Source organism: Paenibacillus sp. FSL k6-2145, assembly GCF_037976585.1.
Lineage (GTDB): Bacteria > Bacillota > Bacilli > Paenibacillales > Paenibacillaceae > Paenibacillus.
The window spans coordinates 3,167,249-3,193,956 of sequence record NZ_CP150267.1 but is presented as its reverse complement, the minus strand read 5'-3'; the positions used below and the strand labels follow the sequence as shown (position 1 = coordinate 3,193,956).

Annotated in this window: 19 protein-coding genes; 7 read left to right on the top strand and 12 right to left on the bottom strand. The window is 47.6% G+C overall.

Going from position 1 to position 26,708, the window contains the following annotated elements; translation table 11 throughout:
• Positions 1 to 161 precede the first annotated feature (161 nt).
• Positions 162 to 1,934: an alpha-glycosidase gene (locus tag NZ043_RS14105; RefSeq protein ID WP_339312309.1), complete on the top strand. Its 1,773-nt coding sequence runs from the start codon at positions 162 to 164 to the stop codon at positions 1,932 to 1,934.
• Between the two features lie 355 nt (positions 1,935 to 2,289).
• Here NZ043_RS14105 and NZ043_RS14100 read toward each other — a convergent pair whose 3' ends face one another.
• Genes NZ043_RS14100 through NZ043_RS14090 form a run of 3 tightly spaced genes read right to left on the bottom strand, consistent with a single transcriptional unit; the run spans position 2,290 to position 6,457 of the window.
• On the bottom strand, positions 2,290 to 3,669 hold the full coding sequence (locus NZ043_RS14100) for a fatty acid--CoA ligase family protein (protein ID WP_339312307.1): 1,380 nt from the start codon (positions 3,667 to 3,669) through the stop codon (positions 2,290 to 2,292).
• Positions 3,663 to 5,081, bottom strand: a complete 1,419-nt coding sequence (locus NZ043_RS14095) for a hypothetical protein (RefSeq protein WP_339312305.1) — start codon at positions 5,079 to 5,081, stop codon at positions 3,663 to 3,665. Before NZ043_RS14095 ends, NZ043_RS14100 begins: the two co-directional genes overlap by 7 nt.
• Positions 5,078 to 6,457: an alpha/beta hydrolase-fold protein gene (locus NZ043_RS14090; protein ID WP_339312303.1), complete on the bottom strand. Its 1,380-nt coding sequence runs from the start codon at positions 6,455 to 6,457 to the stop codon at positions 5,078 to 5,080. The genes NZ043_RS14095 and NZ043_RS14090 overlap by 4 nt, the downstream gene beginning before the upstream one ends.
• Positions 6,458 to 6,908: 451 nt before the next feature.
• Here NZ043_RS14090 and NZ043_RS14085 point away from each other — a divergent pair, with 451 nt between their 5' ends.
• On the top strand, positions 6,909 to 9,065 hold the full coding sequence (locus NZ043_RS14085) for an alpha-amylase family glycosyl hydrolase (protein WP_339312301.1): 2,157 nt from the start codon (positions 6,909 to 6,911) through the stop codon (positions 9,063 to 9,065).
• A 157-nt stretch (positions 9,066 to 9,222) separates the two neighbouring features.
• On the opposite strand, the gene NZ043_RS14080 is transcribed toward NZ043_RS14085, so the two are convergent.
• The 4 genes from NZ043_RS14080 to NZ043_RS14065 all read right to left on the bottom strand — a co-directional run bounded on the left by NZ043_RS14080 (position 9,223) and on the right by NZ043_RS14065 (position 14,176).
• Positions 9,223 to 10,509, bottom strand: coding sequence for an MFS transporter (locus NZ043_RS14080; RefSeq protein ID WP_091034551.1), 1,287 nt, complete (start codon positions 10,507 to 10,509; stop codon positions 9,223 to 9,225).
• Between the two features lie 148 nt (positions 10,510 to 10,657).
• On the bottom strand, positions 10,658 to 11,494 hold the full coding sequence (locus NZ043_RS14075) for a sugar ABC transporter permease (RefSeq protein WP_017690474.1): 837 nt from the start codon (positions 11,492 to 11,494) through the stop codon (positions 10,658 to 10,660).
• Positions 11,491 to 12,846 (bottom strand): sugar ABC transporter permease, encoded by a 1,356-nt coding sequence (locus NZ043_RS14070; RefSeq protein ID WP_047841752.1) that lies wholly within the window; start codon positions 12,844 to 12,846, stop codon positions 11,491 to 11,493. The genes NZ043_RS14075 and NZ043_RS14070 overlap by 4 nt, the downstream gene beginning before the upstream one ends.
• A 43-nt stretch (positions 12,847 to 12,889) precedes the next feature.
• A complete protein-coding gene (locus NZ043_RS14065) occupies positions 12,890 to 14,176 on the bottom strand; it encodes a maltose ABC transporter substrate-binding protein (protein ID WP_133386503.1) in 1,287 nt (428 codons plus the stop codon).
• A gap of 445 nt (positions 14,177 to 14,621) precedes the next feature.
• Between NZ043_RS14065 and NZ043_RS14060 the strand changes: the two genes are divergently transcribed.
• Positions 14,622 to 15,656 (top strand): LacI family DNA-binding transcriptional regulator, encoded by a 1,035-nt coding sequence (locus NZ043_RS14060; RefSeq protein WP_133386502.1) that lies wholly within the window; start codon positions 14,622 to 14,624, stop codon positions 15,654 to 15,656.
• 172 nt (positions 15,657 to 15,828) lie between these two features.
• On the opposite strand, the gene NZ043_RS14055 is transcribed toward NZ043_RS14060, so the two are convergent.
• Positions 15,829 to 16,587, bottom strand: a complete 759-nt coding sequence (locus tag NZ043_RS14055; RefSeq protein WP_133386501.1) for an SDR family oxidoreductase — start codon at positions 16,585 to 16,587, stop codon at positions 15,829 to 15,831.
• A 192-nt stretch (positions 16,588 to 16,779) separates the two neighbouring features.
• On the opposite strand from NZ043_RS14055, the gene NZ043_RS14050 reads away from it, so the two are divergent.
• A complete protein-coding gene (locus NZ043_RS14050) occupies positions 16,780 to 17,373 on the top strand; it encodes a TetR/AcrR family transcriptional regulator (protein ID WP_339312295.1) in 594 nt (197 codons plus the stop codon).
• A 156-nt stretch (positions 17,374 to 17,529) separates the two neighbouring features.
• Positions 17,530 to 18,147 (top strand): hypothetical protein, encoded by a 618-nt coding sequence (locus NZ043_RS14045; protein ID WP_339312293.1) that lies wholly within the window; start codon positions 17,530 to 17,532, stop codon positions 18,145 to 18,147.
• 124 nt (positions 18,148 to 18,271) lie between these two features.
• Here NZ043_RS14045 and NZ043_RS14040 read toward each other — a convergent pair whose 3' ends face one another.
• The 4 genes from NZ043_RS14040 to NZ043_RS14025 all read right to left on the bottom strand — a co-directional run bounded on the left by NZ043_RS14040 (position 18,272) and on the right by NZ043_RS14025 (position 24,837).
• Positions 18,272 to 19,411 (bottom strand): toxic anion resistance protein, encoded by a 1,140-nt coding sequence (locus NZ043_RS14040; protein ID WP_339312291.1) that lies wholly within the window; start codon positions 19,409 to 19,411, stop codon positions 18,272 to 18,274.
• 19 nt (positions 19,412 to 19,430) lie between these two features.
• Positions 19,431 to 21,119: a VWA domain-containing protein gene (locus NZ043_RS14035; protein ID WP_339312289.1), complete on the bottom strand. Its 1,689-nt coding sequence runs from the start codon at positions 21,117 to 21,119 to the stop codon at positions 19,431 to 19,433.
• Between the two features lie 12 nt (positions 21,120 to 21,131).
• Complete coding sequence (locus NZ043_RS14030) at positions 21,132 to 21,863, bottom strand: hypothetical protein (protein WP_339312750.1); 732 nt, start codon at positions 21,861 to 21,863, stop codon at positions 21,132 to 21,134.
• A 652-nt stretch (positions 21,864 to 22,515) separates the two neighbouring features.
• The gene (locus tag NZ043_RS14025; RefSeq protein WP_339312287.1) at positions 22,516 to 24,837 is read right to left on the bottom strand and encodes a beta-L-arabinofuranosidase domain-containing protein; all 2,322 of its coding nucleotides are present in this window, start codon (positions 24,835 to 24,837) and stop codon (positions 22,516 to 22,518) included.
• Positions 24,838 to 25,207: 370 nt separating this feature from the next.
• Between NZ043_RS14025 and NZ043_RS14020 the strand changes: the two genes are divergently transcribed.
• Together NZ043_RS14020 and NZ043_RS14015 are read left to right on the top strand one after the other, a co-directional pair.
• Positions 25,208 to 25,972 (top strand): AraC family transcriptional regulator, encoded by a 765-nt coding sequence (locus tag NZ043_RS14020; protein WP_339312285.1) that lies wholly within the window; start codon positions 25,208 to 25,210, stop codon positions 25,970 to 25,972.
• Between the two features lie 129 nt (positions 25,973 to 26,101).
• A complete protein-coding gene (locus NZ043_RS14015) occupies positions 26,102 to 26,614 on the top strand; it encodes a GNAT family N-acetyltransferase (protein WP_091034581.1) in 513 nt (170 codons plus the stop codon).
• Positions 26,615 to 26,708: the final 94 nt, after the last annotated feature.

Sequence of the window (26,708 nt, the reverse complement as noted above, 5' to 3'; positions counted from 1 at the left end):
AAAAAGTGTTTTCTTTTGCTGAGTTAGTTCGTATAATAGCACTATAATCAAAAGGCTATGCTGCCGAAAGGTACAACCTCGTGAACAATTGAGGTTGTGCCTTTTTTGCGTTTAATGGCCACTTTTATCTGAATTTCATCATCTGACGAGGAGTGATTTACATGATTCTTGAAGCCGTTTACCATCGCCCCAAACTCAATTGGTCCTATGCTTATGACCGCTCGACCATGCACCTCCGACTTCGGTCCAAACGTGGGGACCTGGATGCGGTGATTGCCATTACCGGAGACAAATATGCCTGGGATCGGACGATCACGCACATCCCCATGCACATCTTTGCCCGGGATGAAATGTTCGATTATTGGGAAGCCGAGACTTCACCTCCCTATCGCAGATTACGGTATGGTTTCCAATTGATTCAGGGAGAGGAATCGGTCTGGATGACGGAGCGTGGGTTCGAGCAGGCGCTGCCTGATCATCCACTTGAATTCTTTGATTTTCCATTTATGAACCCGGTCGACATTTTTGAGCCGCCTGCCTGGGTTAAGGATGCTGTGTTTTATCAGATTTTCCCTGAACGTTATGCCAATGGCGATCCATCCATCAGTCCCAAAAATGCTGAACCCTGGGGAGGGGAACCTACACCGGTGAACTTCTTCGGTGGGGATCTCCAAGGTGTGCTTGATCATCTGGATCATATAAGTCAGCTTGGTATCAATGCCATTTACTTTTGTCCGCTGTTCGAGGCCACTACGAATCACAAATACAATACAGGCGATTACATGAAGGTTGATCCTCACTTTGGAACCAATGAACAGTTCAAAGCGTTTGTGGATGCCTGTCATCAGCGCGGCATACGCGTTGTTCTGGATGCGGTATTCAATCATTCCGGCAGAGAGTTTCCTCCTTTTGTCGATGTCATGAAGAATGGAGCCTCTTCCCCCTACGCAGACTGGTTCTATATCAAGGACTGGCCGCCGCGTGTGGAGGATGGCATACCGACTTATGACACCTTTGCCTTTGAACCGCTTATGCCAAAGCTAAATACGGAACACCCTGAGGTGAAGGCATATCTGTTGGAGGTAGGACGTTTCTGGATAGAGGAGATGGACATTGACGGCTGGAGGCTCGATGTAGCCAACGAGGTGGATCATCAGTTCTGGCGCGAATTCCGTCAGACGGTAAAAGCCATCAAACCTGACGCCTATTTGCTTGGTGAGATCTGGCATGATTCGCTCATGTGGCTTCAGGGAGACCAGTTCGATGCCGTGATGAATTATCCGTTTACCAACTCGGTATTGGACTATACGGTGCACGGCAAGCTCGACGGCCTAGCATTTGCCAATGAGATCGGCAAACTGCTCGCAGCCTATTCACAGCCTGTAACAGAAGCGGCCTTCAATCTGCTTGGAAGTCATGATACACCCAGACTGCTGACTTTATGTGATGGAGACGAGCGCAAGATGAAACTTGCCGTTACGTTGTTGCTTACGTATCCAGGTGTGCCATGTATCTATTATGGAGACGAAGTGGGACTTGATGGAGGATATGATCCGGGTTGCCGCAAGTGTATGGAGTGGGATGAGACCAAGCAGAATCGCGAGCTTCTGGAATTCTTCACCCGTACGATTGCCCTTCGCAAACAGCACCCTGCCCTACGCAGCACAGAACTGAAGATCGTATATGCAAAAGCCGGAGACCCTTGTCTTGCCATCGAACGATTAGATTCGCATACGGGTGAGCGTATGCTTCTTGTTCTTAATGCTGGTGATGAGCCGTGTACCCTCGAACTCCCCTTTGGAGATCGTAACATCTGGCGAAATCTGTTCACATCAAACACCGTGGAAGCTCAGCAAAATAAACTGACCCTCGATCTGGAAGCATACGGATTCTCCTTACTGCAAATGGAGATCAAACAACCAGCGAAAGCCTGATATGAATACGGCTAACAAGGGAAAATAACTTCAAAGAGGCTGTCCTCCAGGTCATATTGACGACCAAGGACAGCCTCTTCTGTATCTTATACGTCTTGTGCATCTCATACGTCATACCCTAACGAACCCAGCACACGTTATTTGCTTTATTATACGCGGGCTAAATGTCTAACGAATCAGAGAGACCTTATTTCGTCCAATAAGTCCATTTTCGAGAGTAGAAGCCGTGTTTTCGACGCAATAACGTTGCTGAGATTCGTTAGGTTTTACTTTTCTTGATTATCCTCTCAATAGGATGTTTGAGGTTCGTTAGCTATAGCCATTCAAGCGAGGTGAAACTCTTCGAGGCAGCGACCTATTTCCCAGCTGAGGCGAAGGATATTGAAGTCATCGGTTTTCGTATTTTCTTCATTCTTGAACTTACGAGAGCTTCCTGTGTAATTACGATTTTCTGCGGAATCTTGTATGAAGGCAGCTTGTCCTGACAATATTCCCAGATGGACCGCCGCAGATCGGTGAGAGTACACTCCGCAGCCAGCCGGATAGTCACCTTCACCCTCTGACCGGTGATACCACTCTGTTCTCCCGAAACTACGGCCGCTTCAATACATTCCATCTCTTCCAGAACACCCTCGACCTCGGCAGGATACACTTTTCGTCCACCTACATTAATGATCTCGGAACGACGTCCCAGAATACGAATGTACCCCTGCTCCAGCACGGCTTCATCCCCTGTACGAAGCCACCCGTCCTCTGTAAAAGGTGATGGTGCATTCAAATATCCGATCATCGCTGTTGCTGTATGAATCTGCAATTCTCCTTCCACCACCCGATACTTGACCTCTTCATCTTGAATGGAGAACAGCAGAGAACCTGGCTCTTTGGAGCGGGTTGGCAGAATGCCAAGTTCAGACATGCCATAGGCTTGTATCGTCCTTAGTTGTGGAAATCTCCGGTTCCAGGCTGCCAGTACGGATTCAGGCATCACTTCCGATCCGTATGACACAACTTCGAGACTCGACAGATCATACCCCTCATCATTTCTGCCCAGCAGCAACAGATTCATGAATGTTGGAGAGACCGGAAGAGCCTGCACACGAAACTTCTCAATCGTTCGGCACACTTCTTCGGGAGATCGATCCGCAATGATACAAAGACAGCCCCCACTGGACAGGGATTGCAGCATTGTATTCACACCGCCGATATGATCAAACATCATAAATGGAATCGTTCGCAAGGGCCGAACCTGCCGCCGAAAACGATGTAACAGCCGATCTGCACGATGCACAGTCGCTTTACTCACTCCGGTTGATCCGGATGAAAAGAGTACTACGCCCCCTACGCCCTCCTGTGCCAGCGAGGATAACAACACGGGAACCTCTCCAGATAATTCACATGTTTGCCGAATGCACAACTTGCCTTCTTCAACGCCCAAACGCCATTTCACCTGTGCCAGTTCGATGTATTCCTGTCGTTTGGCTTCGACCAGGTACCGATCCATGGGAAGCACGATACACCCTTGTCCGAGCAAAGCAACCAATGCTGCCGCCGCATATGGGGAATAGTCTTCCTCCAGCGTTACAAGTTGCCCAGTCAGCCCTTCTGCTGTAATCCACTCACTCATGATGTCAACCTGTTCCAGCAGCCAACTGTAGCTGTACTCCCGATCCTTCCAGATCAGTGCAGGTTGCTGTCCCTGTTCCGCGAATCGTTCAAGCAAGAATTGGTTCAACATCTTGCATCCTCCTCACCGGCAGGCGCCCATTGCTGTGCGAGATAATCAACAAGTGAACCCACGGTCTGATACGGGCTTTCCGGCATAGAAGCAGCAGCCATCTCCGCCAGTGCGGCTCCCATCCCCGTCCCCCATCGATCTTCGATTCCCTGCTCTACCACTGCAAGCAAGGACACGAGTTCCAGCGAATCCAGTTGCCCATTTCGTCCATATAGCGGAGCGTTACCACCCTCACCAAGCGGAATCGATGTATTATGGTATGCATTTAACTCCCGGCAACTATCCAGCACGATACGAAGCAAAGCCTCCCTGTGTCGTTGTCCAATCCTTGGCACGGTCTGACGTTGAAAGCAATCTGCCCGAGGTATGGACTGTCGAAGTGATTCATACCAGTGCCATTCATCCGTGACCAACATTTTAATGACACCTGTTAGCTGTACTTTCCAGTGCTCACGGTTCTTCATCCGGCTTACCTGCAACATATTGTATGCCTTCTCCCACCGTGCAATGATGTCGCTGAATTCTCTTGCATATTGATCAAGTGGAGAACCGAGCCATAAGGCAGACTCCTGAAGAAGATCTCGAAGAAAATACCGACTCCATCGCATATCAAACAGCAGGCCAGATATCAACATTTCATTGGCTTGATCCTCATCATTCGCCCCATGCAATGCATCTAAGAGCCGCAGAGACACCGCATGTCCAAAATGAAAATTCCGCTCTCCTTGTGTAATCGTCCGGCCTGTCAGAAACTCTTCAATCTGCGTTGTTAACGCCTGGATCAACATCTCTCGGTACCCGGCAGAGTCAAGCTTTACAGTCGCCCGAATGTCCATGGTTCCATACGTTCGGAGTTCTTCTTTGCGCTTGGCCTGAGCAAGCTCGGGTATGCTTTGGTTCCCTTTCCAGAAGTCATGAAAGGCCCTTTGAGCAACCTTCCCCTTATACTTGGAGGGCACGGGATCGTAGACGTGAACATGCTCTTCTTCCAAACCATATACGGCAATCCAATGGTCTACCAGATGCAGTCGGGAGCCTTGCTTCACGTGTTTGCGAATGTACTCGGGATTCTGATAATCCTCACAATAAGGCAGATGATAACTGGTTCCTGTAGCCAAAAAAAGCCCACCTTCGCCGATATGCTGCCTGATCTGCGCCTTGCCCTCCTCGAAGCTGTCTAGCTGCCGCTGACCATACATCTCCCAGATCGGCTCTACATAATCCAGTTTGTGAAAATAAGGCTTCACCAGTCCGTTATCCCCGCACGAAGGAAGGCTGTACAACCGACTTGCCGCCAGCAGTGCAAGACTTGTGATAGATCCTTGTCGATGGAGCACTTCATGAATCAGAGGGAAATTGCAGGGATAATAATAGGGAATGTCCAGCACTGGAGCGAATGAAGGAATGATCATTTTGGGCCTCCTGTTCCCGTTTTGGCTGACGTACTGCCCCAGGATTGGATTAGGTAATGCACAGACATATCATCTGTCGCTCGAAATACCCGATTGGCAATAGGCTTGCCATCCACATCGGTCTCGAAACGACGGAAACCGCGAGTAAATCGGAAGGAGAACCCACTATCACGCGGGACTTGGTAACAACCCTGATATCGACCTTTACCGGAACGGACAAGCTTCATGCCCATCCCACCATATATCGTTTCCTCCGGCTCTTCCTCTGAGGTTACCTCCGCATGAATGCAGACCTCCACATGAGTGGACAATTCAGGAACAACCGTGTAGATGCGTGTAGTAGACAGTTCCCCCAAAGTTAGCGTGATGGATGCACTCCCAATACCAACAGGCACCAGCTCTCCACTCGAACGAACCTGGATGACACCCGGGTCACTTGAAGTATAATTGCCATGCAGCAGACTCTGAACCAATCCGCTCTCGTAGTGTATTTGCGCATTGATACACACGGTCATTCCACCCTGTAGTCCGATGGCATCCCTTCCAAGCAGTTTGAGCGAAGAGGGCTTACCCACGTGGCCGAACATGTATAGTAACGGGAGATGAACGCGTGCTCCCCAGTCACCTTCCTGATGACAGGCATCCTGCTGTTCCAGAAATGCCAATTCCTCATCCGATCCTACTCCGCGTTCAAGTAATTGATGAGCTACCCTTCTGACCTGGGAAGGCAGAAACAGACCTTCCGTATCTCCAATATCCATCCATATTCGAACGTCGGGTACCTCTTCTGGCAAGCGATACATGTTCTCTTCCAACAGTCCACTTTCCGATGTGTCGTCCAGCTGCACATCCACATAGAATGGCGACATCATGATCAGTTTTCCGAAAACATCCGGATTTCGCATCCCCATGTGCAATGTACAAAGCGCTGCGGCAGATGAACCCAACAGCCCGGTATTCGACTTGTCCGGCAGCGTCCGATAACGATGATCAATGATCGGCTTGAGTTCATGAATGATGAAATGCTCATAGGCGATGCCTGAGCAACCCACACTCACGGCCTCTCTCTCCGGAGCGATGAAGTGATAGAATTCGTTGTGTGTGACTGGACGGACATGCGTAATTCCGACAATAATCAGGGATTCAATCTGCCCGGAGGAAATAAGACCGTCTGCTGCCTGGTCCATATTCCATGTTTCATTGCCTGGCCCGGATGGACCAAAAGCCCGCTGCCCTGCATGAACGTACAGAACCGGGTATTGCCGGGCTGTCTGCTCATGATAACCAGGCGGGAGGTACACATAAATGTTGCGGATATTGCCCAGCCGTGACGCCTGAATGCCTTCCAAACATTCAATGGCAGAATGGGTACTCAACGATCATCAACCGCCTCTCTTCTCCCGATTTGACTGCATAATACAAACAAATAACCCCGCCTCAGAAGAGACGGGGTTGTCCCAGAACACACGTAATTGTCCGGGGATACATAGCCCTTATATTGTGAATCTGCGAATAGTTTAAATCCCCGGACGTGCTTTTGTAAATATAAAAATAGAAAATAAATGCTCCCAAAAAAGTTATTGACATAAGATCCAATATTTCTTACGATAACGTTGTGATCATAACTCGAGGGCCATGCTTTTAAACCTGAGCGGTTTAGGACAACCCCGGTAACTCCCGAAGGAGATGCCGGGGTTGTTAGCGTGTCAAAAGGAGGGAAGTCTTCAATCCACTGCGTAACACTCCGTTGTATTGAAAGCGCTATTATTCAAGAGCCAGGTTGGTTGTTTATCTAAACTACTACATTCACGAGAAGGGTGGATTACTATGTTTCAAATGGCCAAACGCTTACTCCTCAGCACAACACTGACACTCAGTTTACTTGCAGGGGGCGCACTTCCCTATCTGCCTGCTTCAGCGATCTATGCCGATGCGGATACCGCGGTTACCAACAAGCAGAACTTTAGTACAGACGTCATCTATCAGATCTTTACAGATCGCTTCCTGGACGGCAATCCTTCCAACAATCCTACCGGAGCTGCCTACGATGCCACTTGTAGTAACCTGAAGTTGTATTGCGGAGGCGACTGGCAGGGTCTGATCAACAAAATCAACGATAACTATTTTAGCGATCTGGGCGTTACGGCACTGTGGATCTCCCAACCAGTCGAAAATATCTTCGCCACAATCAACTACGGCGGCGTGATCAACACAGCGTATCATGGCTACTGGGCACGTGATTTCAAGAAGACCAATCCGTATTTCGGAACGATGGCTGATTTTCAAAATCTGATTACAACCGCTCATGCCAAAGGCATCAAGATCGTGATTGACTTTGCCCCAAATCACACGTCTCCTGCCATGGAAACCGATACGTCTTTTGCTGAGAATGGCAAGTTGTACGATAATGGTAATCTTGTTGGCGGATACACGAATGATACAAATGGATATTTCCATCACAACGGCGGCTCCGATTTTTCCTCCCTGGAGAATGGTATCTACAAAAACCTCTATGACCTCGCTGACCTGAATCACAATAACAGTACCATTGATCAATATTTCAAAGATGCAATCAAGCTATGGCTTGATATGGGCGTGGATGGTATTCGCGTTGATGCGGTGAAACATATGCCTCTCGGCTGGCAAAAGAGCTGGATGTCCTCCATCTATGCACATAAACCTGTATTCACCTTTGGTGAATGGTTCTTGGGATCTGCTGCATCCGATGCGGATAACACGGAATTTGCCAACGAATCCGGGATGAGCCTGCTTGATTTCCGCTTTAACTCTGCTGTGCGCGATGTCTTCCGGGATAACACATCCAACATGTATGCTCTGGATTCGATGATTACAGGCACAGCGGCAGATTACAATCAGGTGAATGACCAAGTCACGTTCATCGACAACCATGATATGGATCGATTCAAAACAAGTGCCGTCAACAATCGTCGTCTGGAACAGGCGCTGGCCTTCACGCTGACTTCACGCGGCGTACCTGCTATCTATTATGGTACCGAGCAGTATCTGACTGGAAACGGAGACCCTGATAATCGGGCCAAAATGCCTTCCTTCTCCAAAACAACCACTGCTTTTAACGTGATCAGCAAGCTGGCACCTCTGCGCAAATCCAATCCGGCAATCGCCTATGGCTCCACTCAGCAACGCTGGATCAATAATGATGTGTATATCTATGAACGCAAATTCGGCAAAAGTGTAGCTGTTGTTGCGGTGAACCGTAATCTCTCCACACCAGCAAGCATTGCAAATCTAAGCACTTCACTGCCAACAGGCAACTACACCGATGTACTGGGCGGTGCACTGAACGGTAATAACATCACTTCCACCAATGGCAACGTCTCTTCATTCACACTGGCAGCCGGAGCAACCGCGGTATGGCAATATACAACAAGCGAGACAACACCAACGATCGGACATGTAGGTCCCGTGATGGGCAAACCGGGTAATGTCGTTACCATTAGTGGACGTGGATTTGGCTCCACCAAAGGTACCGTATACTTCGGTACAACTGCCGTTACCGGTGCTGCGATCACATCCTGGGAAGATACACAGATCAAAGTGACGATCCCAGCGGTTGCAGCAGGCAATTACGCTGTAAAAGTAGCTGCGAATGGAGTCAACAGCAATGCGTATAACAACTTCACCATACTTACGGGTGATCAGGTCACTGTACGATTTGTCATTAACAATGCTTCCACCACACTGGGTCAGAACATCTATCTGACGGGTAACGTAGCAGAACTGGGCAACTGGAGTACGGGCACAACAGCTATTGGACCTGCATTCAATCAGGTCATCCACGCCTACCCAACTTGGTACTATGATGTGAGCGTGCCAGCCGGGAAACAACTGGAGTTCAAATTCTTCAAGAAAAATGGTGCAACCATTACGTGGGAAGGTGGTTCCAACCACACGTTCACCACACCAACCAGCGGTACTGCGACTGTAAATGTAAACTGGCAATAAAATTTTCAGTCCACAAGCTAACCCGGAGTTACGCTAACGCAGCGTATGCTCCGGGTTTTGCTGTACCTAGCCAGGTTGCTTAGATTGCTTCTATCCTCTCTCTGTTGAATGTGTACGTGTGGGTTCAATTCATATCATTTTGATGTATCATAAAATGTCATTGATAGGTTCGGATCGACTTCAGTGTTGTAGCGGCCAGAATACCTGTTGCCAGCAGTAATATGCCCACGCCTTGCAGCACAGAAGCTGCCCCCCATTGATCTGCCAATACGGAGACAACCGTCAATCCCAGAATAGGCGCTGTACTGGTGATTGTTCCAACCACACCATAGACCCTTCCTTGCAGCTCGTCCGGAACGGCTGTCCTCAGCATAATCTGAGTGAGCATTGTACAGCAGGCAAACATCGTACCTCCACCCACGATGAACGGCAACGCCATGATTGGCGAGGATACATTCGCCAAAAAAATATAGAGTGGTCCTAATACAATCAGACCGATAAATACCCATCTCCCTCTTCGCTTCAATCGTTTCCCCGAAGCAATCAGCATTGCAGAGCCAATCATATATCCAAGTGGAATACAGGTTTCAATTAATCCAAACTGTACCGGATTCGCCTCCCATACCTTGACCGCCATCACTTGGACCAGCATCATGGCTGACATGAAAAACAAAATCAGCACCGGATTGAGCAATACGATGGATCGAATCAGACGATTCCGATAGATGTAGCTAAACGAACTGCGCCATTCCTGAGCAAACGTGGTCTGCTGACTAGCGGATCGCTGTACCTCAGGAAAGCGACCCGCCATCAGCACACAGACTGCCGACAACAGAAAGGTTGCCCCCGTAATTAATATGGCGACAAATCCTCCAAATGCAGCAACAGCTACTCCCGCCGCGGCTAGTCCGCTGATTCGGGCTAGATTATCCACCATATGAATGGTTCCGGTTGCTTGTTGAATATGCTCCCTGCCTACCATACTTGCTACAGAGGCGTGGAATGCAGGTGCCTGAAACAAACTTGAAAACATGGACAGTGAGAGCAACAACAGCACCACCGGGAACGGCGCATGCCAACCGAATAAGCTAATCGCAATCAGCACAGCCATCACACCGCGAAATACATCAGACGCCAACATCAGCTTCCTGCGATCCAATCGATCTGCGACCGTACCTGCCACCGATCCAAATAAAAAACTGACGGCCATATTGCAGATCTGTACGGCCGCCATGCTCTTTGCACTGCCTGTGGTCTGTAACACCCACAGACTGATCGCAATCCCATTGAAGCAATCCCCGAAGACCGAGATGCCGTAGCCGTACAAAATCCTTCGAAAGGTAACATTACGCCAAAGTGTTGGCGGAGCTTTAGTATTATACAATGCAGCTTGTCCATCTTGGTACCCCATAATCTCGGGCTCACTGGACGGGTTCATGCCCATACATCACGTTCCTCCCTAATCATGATTCGAGCCCATACAGAATCAGGCACTTCCGTAGCAGTGCCAGTCGACAAAGACATGACATCACGGAAGTGCCTGGTTAGCGTGCCGCAGGGATCGCGGCTGACTATGCTGTTATGGCACAGGATTACCCTTTGGAAGCTCCTGCTGTCAGACCCTGAACAAGGAATCGCTGCAGGAAAACAAACAGCAGTGTAATTGGAATGGCGATCAGTACCGCCCCCGCAGCAAACATCGTAAAGTTACTGTCCTGATAACGGTTGACCAGATCCCACATGCCCACCGCAAGCGTCCAGTTCTCTTTCGTCCGTAGCACCAGCCGGGCGAAGATAAAATCCATCCACGCACCGGTGAAACTGGTTAGTGCCACATAAGTCAGCATCGGCTTGGATAACGGCAGGATGATGCTGGTGAATACCCGCAGGTGACTCGCACCATCCATACGGGCCGCTTCATCCAGACTGCGGGGAATCGTATCAAAGAAACCTTTGACGATAAATCCGCCCAGTACCGCTCCTGATGAATAGACCAGGATAAGCGCAGCGTGGGTGTCGAGCAATTTAATTTGCAGCAAAATGATATAGATTGCAATCATGCTCATAAAGCTTGGGAACATGCCGAGGATCAGCATGGTGGAGAGAATCGTTTTACGTCCACGGAAGCGGAAGCGGGACAAGGCATACATCCCAAGTGTCACCATCAACGTGGAGAAGATCATCGTGAAAAAGGCAATTTTCAGCGTATTCATATACCATCTGCCGTACATAAAGGACGGGTTATTAAACAGCTCACCGTAATGGGTTAGCGTGAAAGCTTCGGGCCACAACCGTTCACTGAACAATGCCGCGCCGGGTCTCAAGGAAGAGAGAAAGATCCAGAGTACCGGGTAGATGGAGACAACGGCGATGATCAGCAATAGCACATAACTCAGGGCCAAACGCAGCGGATTATTACGTGTCTTCATTGAATCATGTCCTCCTCCTTGAATGATTTGGAGCGGCGGAAGTTCCAGATAGAGAATGAAGCGATTATAAGGAAGATGATGATCCCTACCGCTGAAGCCATGTTGAACTTATTATTGTCGAGTGTGAGCTTGTAGAGCCAGGTCACCAGCAGGTCCGTTGCCCCTGCGTACTGGTAGTCTCCCCGCAGTGGATTTCCGTTGGTCAGCAGGAAGATGACATTGAAGTTGTTGAAGTTTCCGGCGAACTGCATGATGAGTACCGGAGTTGTGGCAAAAAGAATGAACGGCATCGTAATGATCCTGAACTTCTGAAACGCAGATGCTCCGTCCACTTCGGCAGCCTCATAGAGGTCACGAGGGATGGCTGTTAATACACCCAGAATCAGCACCATACTGACCGGAATACCGATCCACATGTTGACAACAATGACGGTAACCTTGGCCCAGAACGGATCTGTCAGCCAGGGTAATCCCTCCAGCCCAAATGCTCTCATGTACGTATTGATCGGACCAAACTGACCATTAAACAGATTACGCATGAGCAGCAAGGAGATGATCTGCGGGATGGCATAAGGCAGAATAAAAATCGTCCGCCACAGCTTCTTGAAGCGTATGCCCCGCTGTTCAATCAACAGTGCCACAAGCACGCCGCCAAAATAGGTGGTGACTGTCGCCAGGATGGCCCAGATGACCGTCCAGGTGAGCACGCCGTAGAATGTCTGGCTCCAGGATTTCAGCTGAATCAGATCACTGAACGTCTTGAAGCCCACCCAGTCCACGAGTTTGGCTGGCGGAATATGATCCGGGGCCGAATAGTTGGTAAATGCAATCGTGATCGTAAACAGAATGGGCATAACGGTGAAGAAAAGAATGCCTAGTGCCGGGATGGACAGAAACAGATACGGAAAGTTTTTGTCCATCATGTTCCGAAGCGATGCCGCTGCGCCCAGGGTCTGCTTGCCTTCCTCCCTCGCGAGTCCCGTGACGTACGCATCCCGAATATTCAGGATGTAGATCAGAATAAACACAAAAAACACCAGCAATACGATAATGCCATCAAGCAGCAAAAAGATGGAATGGTCTCCCCTTTGAAGTACGGTAGACCCATTCACTTTGACAAAACGCTGTGTATTTTCCCCCAGTGTCCATATGCCCCATACGGCCTGTGACAGGCGAGGAAGCAGGTACGCAAGCCCTGCTCCCTCCAGTAACAGTAGACAAATTCCCTTAATCCACTGTCGATTGTACAGCTGTCCAAGACCTTGCAGTATGATGGAACATATAGCCGCTGTCATCCGGTGCTGCCTTTCCCTGTTCGGTCCAACGGGCACCGGGACATGCTGCTGTTGCATTCGCTCTCTCCTCCCCGCCTATTGCTAACCTGGTCGTTCGTCCTTATTGGACGGTAGCAAGGCTTTCCTGGATCTGTTTCACGGCATTGTCCAGTGATGCCTTCACGTCCTTATCGGTATCCCATATATCCGTAATGGCCGAAGTGATCGGTCCCCATACGCTGTCCATGGCAGGAAGCGAAGGCATTGGCGTGGAGTTGTTGAACTGTTCCAGGAACGCCTTATTGATCGGGTCCTCCTGCACCTTCGAATCAGCAGCTACGTTTTTGTTCGCAGGAAGTGTACCGTTCAGTTCAAAGTTCTCCATCTGAGCTTCTTCATTGGAAAGGAACGCTGCCAAGAGCTTCGACGCATTCGGGTATTGTGTAAATGCATTCACATAATAGGCTTTAACACCTGAGAAGGAGGTCATCGGGTTGCCATCGATTGCCGGAAGCGGAGCAACGCCAAAATCAATACCTGCATTGCGATAATCGGCAATGGTCCATGGACCGTTAATGTCCATAGCCAGCTTACCGCTGGAGAATAATCCTTTTTTGATATCATAGTTCACGTCACCCATCTTAAGCGGCAGTACTTCCGACTTCAGCGTCTGCAAGAACTGTCCACCCTTCTGGGCTCCTTCGTTATTCAGACCGAGATCCGTGCTATCCATCCCGTTGTCCCCGAAAATATAACCGCCCTGTGAAGCCAGGAATGCATAGTTATAGTAAAATTGCTGCAATTCCCACATCAGCGCATACTGATTGGACTTCACATTATTGAACGTCTTGGCGAAACTGATAATCTCATCGAAGTTTTTCGGAGCTTCTGGATACAATGTTTTGTTGTAAAAAAGAGCGTAGGTCTCCACGCTGTACGGATAGCCGTACAGGATATCCTTGAACGTCACTGCCTTCAGCGCGTTGTCGCTGGTGTTCTCTACGGTCTCTGCTTCGAATATGTCATTGGGCAGAATAAGTCCCGCTTCTGAAGCGCTACCAATCTTATCATGCGGGAAAACAACCACATCTGCCGCCAGACCCGCTGGGCCATCCGTCGTCAGCTTGGTTACCTGATCGGTTGGAGGTAATTCCTCCATTTTGACCGTTACCCCATATTTTTCTTCGAATTTTTTGACCCTTTGCTCAATAAAGCTGCTTTGATTTTTATCCTCCCAGATCACCAGGGTCGCCCCTTCTTCCGGTTGAAGGTTCTCGGATGTCAGCTCTACAACTTCCTCCGGATTCTCACCTGCCGTAGTTGGAGATGGACTTCCGCCTCCAGCCCCGCACGCAGCCAGTGTAAAAGCCATCATGACGGACAATGTTGCCCCTTGCCATTTTCTCATGTAAAATGTCCCCTTCCCTCTGCTTGGTCCAACAAAGTTCGCGCTTTTCACCCTTTTGTCTGCGTATGTTGTCAGGTTTTGCATCCCATATTCCCATTTGTACAAACGTTTGCTCAAATGGAAGACAAGATGACCTCTCCGTTCAATATTTAGGGGTAAAAAAGTCAAGAAGTATGTAAATCCAACGATGTAAGCGCTACAATAACAATCACATCATACAATAATGTACTTTCTTTGCACAAACGTTTGCACAAGCCATATTCGCTCAATTTTAACCATTTCCTCTCATCTACCTACAGTAATTTCCTGTTTCCTTGTTCTGACTCTTTCTTCCTTAAATTTACTTCACGTGTATCCCTTACTCGACAGTCAGCAATTGATTTCTCGTATCCTTTGGATTACCATAGGAGAATATTTATACGATTGTTCAGAAGGGATTTTTTACATGATTACGATCAAGGATATTGCCAAATTGGCGGGTGTTTCCCCTTCTACAGTGTCACGGGTGATTTCCAACCATCCCAGAATCAGCACCAAGACATCTCTCAAAGTGAAGCAAATCATGAAAGAATTGAACTACCATCCCAACATCATCGCGAAGAGCCTGGTTTCCAAAACAACACATACCCTTGGGATTATGCTTCCGCGTCCTGCAGAAGAGTTGTTTCAGAATTACTTTTTCGGGGAACTGCTGCGAGGTATTATTACACATGCCACCCGTATGAATTATGAATTGCTGCTAACAACTGAAACATCATCAGACAATGAACTGCATGCGATATCCCGCCTTGTGCATGGCCGTAGAGTTGATGGTATTTTGCTGCTTGGGTCCAAGCGAGACGATCCCATCATTTCATTTTTGGAAGCGGAAAAGTTTCCTTTTGTGTTAATCGGTCGCAGTGAAGCTCATCCAGATGCCCCCATGGTGGATAACGATAATGTGCAGACCGCTTATGATGCTACTCATCACCTAATCGCTCAGGGACATACGCGAATCGGATTTGTCAGCGGTCCTCCGGACATTACGTTATCGCATGATCGTATGTTAGGATACCAAAAAGCGCTTGCCCAAGCCGGGCTGGATGCGGATAGTGATTGGATTGTGGAAGGCGAATTTCTGCAGGAAAGTGGATTCAGAGCGATGTCGCTGTTCATGTCCTTGCCGGACAGACCCACCGCAATTGTTGTCATCGATGACAATGTGGCCTTTGGGGTATTGAGAGCTCTTGCCGAGCTTCATTATCTGGTACCTGAAGATATCAGTGTGGTCAGTTTTAACAATATTGCATTATCGGAACTGGCTTCTCCACCCCTAAGCTCTATCGACATCGGGACTTATCAGCTTGGTTATACAGCCGTTCAGGTATTGTTAAAAATTCTTAGTGGGGAACCACAGCTTCATAATCCGGTCATTATCCCCCATCGTCTAATCGTGCGTGAATCCTCACTCTTTTCCAAGCCAAAGCCACCCTCAGATTGATTCATTCGGGTATCCGTGTAGTAATGCAAACGTTTGTCCTATACGGAATATGATGCTGATATCCACCGTACGTAAGGTGCATAGGTGCAAAAAAAGAAGCCGCATATACTTATGCGGCTTCCTTAATTCACACACTATTTCCGTACTCCATGCTCGACTGCACATGAGTGGATTAGTAAGAGCTCCAGCCAGCATCTGCTGTAACGACAGTTCCGTTCACGAAGCTGGACTCGTCAGATCCAAGGAACAGGGCCACTTTGGCGATCTCTTCGCTCGTCCCGATGCGTGGGTTGATTGCCATGCCCAGCTGTTGCCGCCCTGCACCGAAATGGCTAATACCTGTCATGGAGGAGCTGATATTGGTTGCCACAGCGCCTGGAGCGATCGCGTTACAGCGAATGCCTTGCTCAGCATACATATACCCTGTATTTTTGGTGAAGCCCACGACCGCATGTTTGGACGCCGTATAGGCTGCTCCTGCACGTCCGCCGTGTAGGCCCCCTGCCGAAGCAATGTTCACGATAACACCTTTTTGTTTTTCCAGGAAGATCGGCAATACTTTACGCGTTGTCCGCATCACACTGGTTGTGTTCACAGCGAACAATCTCTCCCACTTCTCATCCGTTATATCTGCTGCCGGCTCCATGCCATCCATAATTCCCGCATTGTTAATCAGAATATCTACTGTACCATATGTGCTCACCGTTGTATCGATCAGATTTTGCACATCATCTTCCTTGGCTACATTGGCCAGAACGACAATCGCTTCTCCACCCTGTGCCTTAATATCATTCACTACCGCTTGTGCGGATTCTTCGTTAATATCCGATACCACGACTTTCGCGCCTTCTTGGGCGTACAACGTGGCAATTGCTTTCCCCATACCTGAACCAGCACCTGTAACAACTGCAACTTTATCTTGAAGTTTCATTCTTTGTATCCTCCTTCATGTATTCGTTTACACTAAGTTAACAAACAAATGTTCATTAACTCCTATCCTTAGTATAATAAGTCATAGCGTTTCACTTCAATCAGTAAAAGCTTGTCCAGTTGTACGTTAAACAACACTTATAAGCCCGAATGTACTTTAACTAATAAAGTGAACTGGCGAGGAGGATAATAGATGTCTGAAACTATGAATTCGATGGACCGAAGGATTAAAAAATCAAAAGCTGCACTGAAGGATGCACTCATCCATTTGATGCAAAAACATTCCTTTAAAGAAATATCGATTACGGATATTGTGCAGCGAGCCGACCTGAATCGGGGAACTTTCTACAGGCATTATCAGTACAAAGAAGATCTGTTCAACGAAATCATCGATGATGTGATTCAGGATCTGGTAACTTCTTTTCGTAAACCTTATCAAGATGAGGAAAAGTTCGAAGTCAATCTGATGCCCTCTTCGGCGATCACTATATTTGAGCATGTACACCAGCACGCACAATTCTACACACTGGTTGTGAAATCTGAGGCTTCATCCAACTTCCAGCGCATGATCTGTGATGTTCTTCGGGATCTGGCCTTACAGGATCTGAACCACATCTTCCCTCCGCACATCAACCATGAAATCTTGGCAAGCTACCAATCTCATGCGATATTTGGCATGATCATGGAGTGGATCAGACAAGATTTCAAGCACAGCCCCACCTACATGGCCGAGGAATTGTTCAAGATCATTCATTACAAGCCTGACAATGTCGTGTTAAAAGACTGAAAATCCAGATCGCCACATTTCTCTATAAAATGGTCATTGAGAGGGATTTCAAGACAGGTTTATCACCATATTTATGTAAATGTATTCCTGTAATTTCTGGTAATGATATGTTAGGTTATCCAATGGAATACAAACCAAAGGAGGATGACATTACATTTGAAGAATTCGTGGATGATATCATTGATTACCAGTTTTGTTTTGCTTGGCGGGGTGCTTCTCTCTCCAACCACTTCTGCCAATGCAGCCAAAGAAGCAACCTCTACATATTCAGATCAGAGTTATAGTGAAGAAGAGAGTGAGTTTAGTGAAGATTTTGCGGACGACTTAGAATTAGATGATGCAGAACAGGAGCTCACTAAAGATCAAAAGGATTTCAAAAAATACCTTGAACAAATATCTCGTCTGGTACCTTATGAGAGTAAAGCAGTCGACACGTTGGGTAGTGTGGGAGGTGAGGTGAATTCAACCAATCGCAAGTCCATGTACCTCAAACTTACGAATACGGTGATCCCTAATTATACAAAAACGGTATCCATGTTAAAACAAATCAAGCCTTCCAATCCTGAACTTAAGAAAATACATGCCTATTATGTCAAGGGAAGCTACCTTCAGCTGGAAGGATACTTGTTGTACAAACAAGCCGTTTCTAAAAACAAAGTGAATTCTAAGATACTGCAACAAGGTCGTGCCAAAGTACGTGCGGCTGGCGTTCTACTTGACCAATACGAGCAGCAGATATACCCTTATGCACGGAATATCGGGTATCTACATTAGTATCTATCTTCATAAAAAGCCAAAAAAGCGACCATTCCCCATTCTTAATGAGGAATGGTCGCTTTTCTAATTCTAAAAAAGATAACAATTTAACACGTGAAAATTTTATTTCTCTCTCTTCTGATTACAGCCCCAGCTTCTGCCCTTTTTCCAACCGCTGAATCTGCTGCTCTCCGGTATCGGCAAGTTCACGGAACTGCGAGATAGTCTCCCTCATTCTTGGTAAGGCTTCCTGCTTATAAAGACTGATTGAATCGAGCGCAGACAACACATCGGTGAACGCCTGTTTCATCGTATCCACGGAGATGCTGGCTTCATACGCCTGCTTCTGGATGGCAATCCCCTGATCTTTAAGCATCTTAGATGTTCCGGCAATCAGATCATTGGTTGTCTGGTTCAGCAATTCAATTTTCTGCAATACAATCTTCTGGTTATACAAAGCACTCGCTACAGTAACGGCAATTTTCAATGCCGAGATCGTTACATTCTTCGCACGGTCTACGCCTCGGATCAGTTCCTTGTTGTTGCGAATCACCACTTCAATCGCCATGACGCCCTGCTGATTCACCACTAACATCTGCTGTAGATCCATCACCCGTTGACGAAGCGGGAATAATACTTCTTCCGTAATAAAGCGGACTTTCTCGGGGTCCTCATTGCGAACCTTGGCCGCTTCAATCTGCGCGTCGATAGACTCATCCATGAGCACGCCAAGCTGAATTTCCTTTTGCAGTCGTTTGGTAAGTTCCCGCAGGTTCTGCTGTTCAATCTCCAGCGTTGTATTATCGTTACGCAGGGTGGACCTGCCTTTATCCAAAGAGGTTACGATGTCAGCAATGACTGCGTCAGCCTTCTGATATTTCAGGAAATAAGCGCGCAGCGGATTGAACAATTTCCCGAGGAAACCGGTCTTGGCAAAGTCGACCACGCTCGGGTCGAGATCCTTCAGTTGCATATGCAGCTCGGTCAAACCTTTGGCGACCTGACCGCCCTCGTCTCCCGTCTTGGACAGATGTCCAACGGAGACTTGAAGCAAAGCGTTTTTCTCAGAAGAGGATCTCATCGTGTTCATGCCAAAGCCGTCAATGGATTGCAAAATCTCTTTGCGTTTCTCCAGGGATTCGAGATCCAGTGTCATGATCATCTCTACGTTGGCATTTGCCACTTGTTGAAGCTCCGCGACCTCGGCGGGCACGGGTTTCACCTCTTCTTCGATCACCTTCTGAATTTCCTTCTGGCTCGGTATCTCCATTGAAAATGACATCTACAGTTCCCCCTTTAGATTACATCTGTACGTTAAACAGGTTTCCGATCTTGTACACGACATCGTCGGTATCGGCATTGATGCTTGCTGCTTCGTTAATGCTGGAGATGCTCTCCAAAGCCTTGATGTCCGCGTTGTATCCAATCGTATAGATTGGCACTTTGTACGTCTCGACCAGATCCCGGATATCCTTGAGGGTATGACCTTCGTTGGTCTCGCCATCACTCAAGACAAAAATCAACGGCTTCACGTTCGGATTAGCAGCCATATAATCTTCCAGCATCTTCATTGCCACTACGATCCCGTCAAAGGTCGCCGTACCGCCACCAGCTTGCAGACTATCAACTGTTCCGACAAACATGGACTGCTGGTTCGTATCATACTTGGCAATCGGCAGATTCACGGTTACGCCACTGGAGTAAGAAACCAGGCCAATACTGTTGTCTGTGCCCAAGTACTTCTGACCTTTGCGCAGGGACTCCTTCAGTCGGTTAAGCGGTTCGCCGTCCATGCTTCCGGATACATCCGTCACGAACACAGCGGCAATCGGTTTGCTGCCATTCTTCTTCTCTTTCCAGACTTTCTGCGCGGACAGCAACGTGCCGCCATCCACAGTGGCCAGTTCGGATTTGTAATCCTGCAACCCGTTGAAACCAAACTCCTCCGCCGATTGTTGATACTTCGCCTGGGTTACGAATTCCGCAAACTTCTGGATAATCTCCTTTTTATTCTGCGGCAATTGTCCCAATGCATACAGCGGGCTATCATGTCTCACACCAAATGGTGTAAATACGTATCCACTCTTCAGATCAGCGGTATTCACATACGTCTGGTATTCGAGTACAAAGGCATCCAGTCTGCCGGACTTCGCAGCCTCCCTCATCTGAATCGTTGTTGACGCTGTAAACGGTACATTCGTCTGGAATTTTTCGAACCCTTCAATAGCCTTCTCGCCAAGCGGGTTGGCGCTGTCATACGTATTCAGTGCGGTCACCAGGAAATTCAGTCCTGTGGAGCTGGCAAATGGATCGGTATATCCCATCGCGAGTTCATTGTTGGCAATGGCTTCGGTTACGGTTTTCACATTAACGGAGCCGTACGTATCAACCAGTGCATCATATTTGGCTTTGGAGATAACAATACCCGGAACATTCCCGACCAATCGCTCGGATACCATCTCTGTTTTCACCCCACTGGCCTCAACCATCTCGCCCCACAGTTCATTGGAAGGTGTGAATGCATCCGGCATATACTTGCCCGACTTGATATAATCGGCAGCCGTTCCGGAGGCAATGTTGCGGATTTTGACCGATACTTGTTTCCCACCAACGGTGATATTTGCTTTGTTGAACTCCTCGCCCACTTCGGTTAACCAGCCGTCTACCCCGCTGCCTGACTTCTCTGTGGAAGAGAAGATTTCGACGTAATCATTCGTTGTATTCTCTACGGCAATCGCAAATTTGGAGATATCCGGCAGTGATTCTGCCACATCGACCGGGTCGAGATCAATCTGTCCTTTGACCGGTTCCGCCGTCGCTGGCGCAATGTCCGCGTACAGTTTCCCCAGTTCCTTACCTGCATTCTCTGTGCTCACCTGTGTGGTTGACTTGCCAAAATTCGACGTCAGTGTAATCCCTGCATAGACCAGACCAAATACGAGTACCAGCATTACAATCGATATGAAAAAAAACTTACCTTTCTTCGCCATACGAGCAACCCCTCACTGTCTGTATAATTTGGTGTGCTTGATTAACTGATCAATCTCCTGCATACAAGGCATCTGTTCAATATCTCCCGCCTCAAAGCTGTCGAGGCGTGAAATCTCCAGTAACAACTGATCCAGCTTGAGCAAAATCTCCTCATTGGTGTGGAGTGCATTCTTCACATAAGACAGATAATCGTTGTATACCTTGGTTTTTTCCTGAAAAAGCTTCTGGGGAATGCTTTCGGATTTGGATTTCATCATGTTGGCATAGTCAGCTTCATCAAATACATTCAACCGGTTCAGCACACTGCGGATGTTCAGGTACAACAGCTTCTCCACTTCCATTGTGACCGAAGCAAATTTCTTGTAGCTCAGTTCCCCGGGATCAAATCGTTGATGGAGTACATTCAGAAGTGTTTCTTTCTTCTTTTTCATCCGGCTAAGTTGGGACAGCCCCAGCGTAATATCTTCTTCGAGGACTTTGATGCGTCTATAAAAAGATAAGGCCTCCACATAATCTTCATGTGTTTCAATATGCTTCACGGGCAGGACTACCGGCTGTCTGAACAGCAAGGTGTAACTCCCATACAAGAGTGCCATTGCACTGCCGAACAACAGGGTAACGGATAACGCAGTTGTGAATGCACCCTCCCCGAAATTCAGTCCGATAAAGCCGGGTGAGAATGCCAGAACATTCACAGCCACAATACTGAGGATTAATCCCAACAATTTTATGTACTTGATCATGTTCAATCATCCGACCTCCTTTCATGTTATATATTGGTGCTTCATGTCGTAATTTTCCTGTTCAACTTATTCTTATTGTACATGATGTTAACGCTCTCAGGTGGATATGATTGGATATTTGGATACTCATAATATACGTGGTTTGGGCTTATCCCATTTCATATTTTCAGGGACAACGTGGAACTTGGCAGGAAATTTTGTGGTCAATCCATAAAAAGTGAGTTTTACTAGACAGCAGATTGTGGAGAAGAAATGTTATCAGGTAATACGTGGAAAATAGCTATGCGTGTCATTTTTTATATAAGACTTGTCTGAAAAAGCAGCAAAGCAAAAAGGACAAATCGGAGATCATCCGGTTTCGTCCCTTATGCGTTGGTTCATTATTTTTCGTGTTCATATTGAAATTTTGATGCCGTTTTCTACAGCTAACGAACTGAGGTGACGCTATTTGGCGCATTTCAGCTCATCTGAAAATGTAACGAACCTGAGACACGTTATATTCGCGTTTTAGGTGCGTAGAAGTTGTATATCACCTATTTCGAATAAAATAGCGTCACTGAGATTCGTTACATTTCCCACCACATCAATTCCCGATATAAGGTGTGTGTGGTTCGTTAGATGTGTTTTGCGCCTTTTCACACCATGCCTCTTATTACGAAAAGATGGATTCCGGTTTGCTTCGCGTGGTGCGTACCTCTACAACTTTTCCGGCACAACCATTGTCGCCCTTCGCCTGGAACATTACCGTAACGCTGTCTTTGCCTGATGTAACCGCCTCAGGAATATCATAGGTCACATAGAACACTTCGCCGATTTTGTTCATATGAATTCGCTGCTCTCCGATGACGGTACCATCCACAGAGATGATGAATTGTCTGTCATATAACGTACCTTCCCGTTCAAACGGGGAATGATCTCCGCCCCAATAGGCCACACATAGATAATTGGTTGTCTCGCGATCTACCGCCAATTGGTAACTGAAGTAAGCCCCACTGACGCCAAAAGCCTCTCGCCACATATGCAACTTCTTACGGCCATCTGTGGTTGAACCGTTGTGATGCTCCCCACGGCAGTTGCTATCCAGTTGATGTCCAATCTCATCCTGCTGACCATCCGCTTGAACCCTGTCGATCGTGATATCGTTCAACTCTTTCTCCAACGCATCACCTTCGTCGTTAAACAGCCAGTACACAGTATAAAATTCGTGATGCACATCATAGAACGGAATGAGCTTCACTCCTTCGCCCGTGGAAGTGACATCTTTGCTAAGTTCAAATGTTAACGTATCTGCATCCACAACCTTGATCCACTCTCGTACATCCTCCTGCTCCGTCCAGATCACAGGTACAGGTGCAGTCTTGGGATTCAGCGCTGTTTCGTCCACAATCGTATCCTCGGGAAGATCCTCGTTTCCTAGTGCACCAGCGAGTACAATCGGGCCGTACAAGAAGGCTACTTTGTGGGCATCATCCCGGGAAGTGTACTGGCGGAGTGACATCGGCAGTGTGATTGTGATGACATCGCCCGTTGTCCATGTGCGGTCGATGGAAAGATAACCGGGTTCCATCCGTGTATACGGATGTTCCGTATCCCCATTAACCGTTGCCGTCATTGGCTGTTGCAGCCACGAGGGCACGCGTAATCTTAGATGGGCCGAGGCGTTGCCTCCGGTGATCGTCAGGGTCACCTTTTCCGAATAAGGAAAGTCGGTTTCAAGCTTCAGGGATAATCCCTGTGACGCCCAATCCAATTGGGAAGCGATATACAGGTTGACGTACAGGTCCTGTTCATCCTCAAAATAGATGGCCTCGGCATATTTGCCCGGGTTCTCCATGCCTGATCCTGTGCAGCACCACCAAGCGGTATCGTGAGTACCATAGATTTTGTAGTGGCCTTGCAGCGTTGATGCAAAATACGTTTTGTTCCCTGTATCGGGGTCCTGCGTGCCAAGGATGTGATTGTAGATGGCGTTTTCATAATAGTCCATGTAGGCACTATCGTGATTCCAGGCGAAGAGTTGCTTCGTTAGATGTAACATGTTATGAGTACAGCAGCTCTCTCCTGTTTTGATGCCAAGACTCTCCATACCCTTTGCTTCGTAATGCTCCGAGATGCTCGTCGCACCAAATACGTAGGAACGATGATGCACCGTGGTGTTCCAGAAAAACTCTGCCGCTGTCCGATAACTCTCATGGGTATGGTCCTGATTGTAGATTTCGGCTGCACCGATCACTTTGGGAATCTGCGTATTGGCGTGTTTGCCTTGAAGATCGTCCTGCTTGTGCTCCAAGGGTCTCAGGATCAATTGATGGGTGAACTTGTTAGCGATCTCAAGATATAAGGCCTTGCCCGTGATCCCGTACAAGTGTGCAAATACTTCATTCATGCCCCCGTGTTCACTTTGAAGCATCGTCTGCATCTGTTCTTCTGTCATCGGGAGCAAACCTTCTACCGCCCAGTCTGCAAATCGAGTAACCACTTCAAGTGCCTGTCTATTGCCAGTGAGTTTATACGCATCAATCAGGCCACGATAGATTTTGTGCACACTGTACCAGGGAACCCAGTATTCACCGATGTTGAACCCACCGATATTCTCTGCTCGAAAAGCCATGTGGAAAGGTTCTTCGGACAAACCACCGATATACCCGCGCCCCGTGGTCTGCTGGATTCTCGCCAGTTCGGTAACCGCATAATCCAGTCTTTCTTTTAACGTGATATTCCCGGTTGCCTGATACGTCACAGCCAGGGCAGACAGATAATGTCCAAGGGAATGTCCGCTGATGGTACGTGCCTCCCAACCCGCGTAACGCTCTTTTCGGGCAGGTAAACCATGAGCTTCGAAGCATGGAGCCAGGAATCGATCAATATCCAGCGATGACAGGTAACGCTCCCCCACCTCTTGTGATGTTTGGAACACACCGTTTAACAGATCTACATGTTCCGGTCCCAGAAATCCTTTTTTCGTTTCAATCATTACACTCACTCCTTCTCGGATGTACTGTATAAGTTGAACTAAAGATTATTTACACTGACACTACGATGACAGAACAACCTTCCAATCACTGTTATCCCCAGATTTTTTTGATCCCCTTTCTCAAGGGAAAATCCAGGGATAAAGGCGAACGCTTCGCTTTTTCAGGTTTTTTCTGTCCTCTCCGTCATCATGTAAATGATTAGTTCAACTTATATAGATATCCATTCATTCTTGAGGGGTAAAATCCGTTTTATTAGTTACAAGACTAATACTCATCAATCCACTTTAGAGCTTGAATATCCTCATATTATCAAATAAAATACAATTACATCAGACTCATAATCCAAGAAAAGGTGGATAAATCCGTCCTATGCAAAAGCCACTGGAGCATTACCTGTGCGGCAAGTTCATATCCGAAGGCAACTGGAGCCACATGAGACGCAGCATGCCTGTGCATGAGATTATTTTGATGCTGGAAGGTGAGATGTACATCGCGGAAGAAGAGGAACAATATGTAGTTTGTGCCAACGATCTGTTGTTTCTGCGCGCTGGTCGCACCCACTATGGCTACCAGATCAGCGACACACCCGTCAGTTTCTACTGGGTTCACTATGATGCCATGTCGGCAGAATTCAACCAGTTTAGGACACATGCCACCATTCAGGTGCCTTCCATGGCCAATCAGTTATTCAAGCAATTGCTGCATGTGTCATCCTTCTCACCCGAGGAAGCCAACGCTGCTTTGTTATTGTTGTTCAGAGAACTGGAGCGGAATATAGAGGCGGATTATCGCCCGCACAATGCAATTGTGGACCATATCTGCAAGTGGGTCGATATTCATCTGCATACAAACATCACGGTGAGTCAGATTGCGGAAAATTTTAATTTTAACAAAGACTATATCTCCAAAATGGTGAAACGCGAGAAAGGTACTGGACTCAAAACTTATATCCTCACAGAACGTATTCGCCGGGCAAAACAATTGCTGCTGAACACCAATGCCAGTGTAAAAGAAATTGCCGGACAGTGCGGCTTCTCCGACTACAAGCTGTTTCTGCGCATGTTCAAGCAGTACGAAGGCAATACGCCAACCGAATATCGCAATCATCTGTATTCCACACAGCTCAATCGCTGATATGCTTTGATCAATAGAAATGACTGAGTTACCTATAGAAAATTTGAATGAATCGGATTGAATCCGTTATGGTAAAATGCAAGAAAACTATATTCCATACTTAACCCATAAGAGAAGGGGAATTATAAGATGACAACGGCTGCCGTTACGATTCATCCTGCCACAGAAGCAGACCATCCAGAGATTGTAGATATCCTTGTTGCAAGTTATGCCGAGTATCGGGAGACTTTTGAACAAAATGAACGATGGGAAGCCTACCTGAAAGACATTCGAGAGTCTGTGGTTAATCCGTACCTGACACAATTATGGATCGCGAAGATTGATGATCAGATTGTCGGTACAGTCCAATTATTCGAAACAGCGCGCAAGGCTTATCCAAACTTTGAATTGCCAATCGATTATCCGTTTATTCGGCTGTTGGGTGTTGATCCAAAATGGAGAGGTCACGGGATTGCCAGAGTATTGCTCCAGCAATGCGTAGATTCTGCCAAAGAAATGGGCAAAAATACGGTGTACTTATATACGGGCGGTCAGATGGTCAATGCCATCCGTTTATATGAGCGTTTTGGATTTACAGAGGATGAGGAATTCAGCTCCGAGAGTGGCGGGGGCAAGGCGATCTGTTACCGTTATGATTCCTAGTGTTGGGTAACAGCCACCCGGGATCAGCGAACAGAGAATGAAATGTAAAAAAGACCGATCATCTTCATGAACGGTCTTTTTTACGTTTATAGAT

Excerpts from the sequence above, each read along its gene's own strand:
- NZ043_RS14105 (WP_339312309.1), top strand. The coding sequence starts at position 162 with ATGATTCTTGAAGCCGTTTACCATCGCCCCAAACTCAATTGGTCCTAT.
- NZ043_RS14100 (WP_339312307.1), bottom strand. The coding sequence starts at position 3,669 with ATGTTGAACCAATTCTTGCTTGAACGATTCGCGGAACAGGGACAGCAA.
- NZ043_RS14095 (WP_339312305.1), bottom strand. The coding sequence starts at position 5,081 with ATGATCATTCCTTCATTCGCTCCAGTGCTGGACATTCCCTATTATTAT.
- NZ043_RS14085 (WP_339312301.1), top strand. The coding sequence starts at position 6,909 with ATGTTTCAAATGGCCAAACGCTTACTCCTCAGCACAACACTGACACTC.
- NZ043_RS14080 (WP_091034551.1), bottom strand. The coding sequence starts at position 10,509 with ATGGGCATGAACCCGTCCAGTGAGCCCGAGATTATGGGGTACCAAGAT.
- NZ043_RS14075 (WP_017690474.1), bottom strand. The coding sequence starts at position 11,494 with ATGAAGACACGTAATAATCCGCTGCGTTTGGCCCTGAGTTATGTGCTA.
- NZ043_RS14070 (WP_047841752.1), bottom strand. The coding sequence starts at position 12,846 with ATGCAACAGCAGCATGTCCCGGTGCCCGTTGGACCGAACAGGGAAAGG.
- NZ043_RS14065 (WP_133386503.1), bottom strand. The coding sequence starts at position 14,176 with ATGAGAAAATGGCAAGGGGCAACATTGTCCGTCATGATGGCTTTTACA.
- NZ043_RS14060 (WP_133386502.1), top strand. The coding sequence starts at position 14,622 with ATGATTACGATCAAGGATATTGCCAAATTGGCGGGTGTTTCCCCTTCT.
- NZ043_RS14055 (WP_133386501.1), bottom strand. The coding sequence starts at position 16,587 with ATGAAACTTCAAGATAAAGTTGCAGTTGTTACAGGTGCTGGTTCAGGT.
- NZ043_RS14050 (WP_339312295.1), top strand. The coding sequence starts at position 16,780 with ATGTCTGAAACTATGAATTCGATGGACCGAAGGATTAAAAAATCAAAA.
- NZ043_RS14040 (WP_339312291.1), bottom strand. The coding sequence starts at position 19,411 with ATGTCATTTTCAATGGAGATACCGAGCCAGAAGGAAATTCAGAAGGTG.
- NZ043_RS14035 (WP_339312289.1), bottom strand. The coding sequence starts at position 21,119 with ATGGCGAAGAAAGGTAAGTTTTTTTTCATATCGATTGTAATGCTGGTA.
- NZ043_RS14030 (WP_339312750.1), bottom strand. The coding sequence starts at position 21,863 with ATGATCAAGTACATAAAATTGTTGGGATTAATCCTCAGTATTGTGGCT.
- NZ043_RS14025 (WP_339312287.1), bottom strand. The coding sequence starts at position 24,837 with ATGATTGAAACGAAAAAAGGATTTCTGGGACCGGAACATGTAGATCTG.
- NZ043_RS14020 (WP_339312285.1), top strand. The coding sequence starts at position 25,208 with ATGCAAAAGCCACTGGAGCATTACCTGTGCGGCAAGTTCATATCCGAA.
- NZ043_RS14015 (WP_091034581.1), top strand. The coding sequence starts at position 26,102 with ATGACAACGGCTGCCGTTACGATTCATCCTGCCACAGAAGCAGACCAT.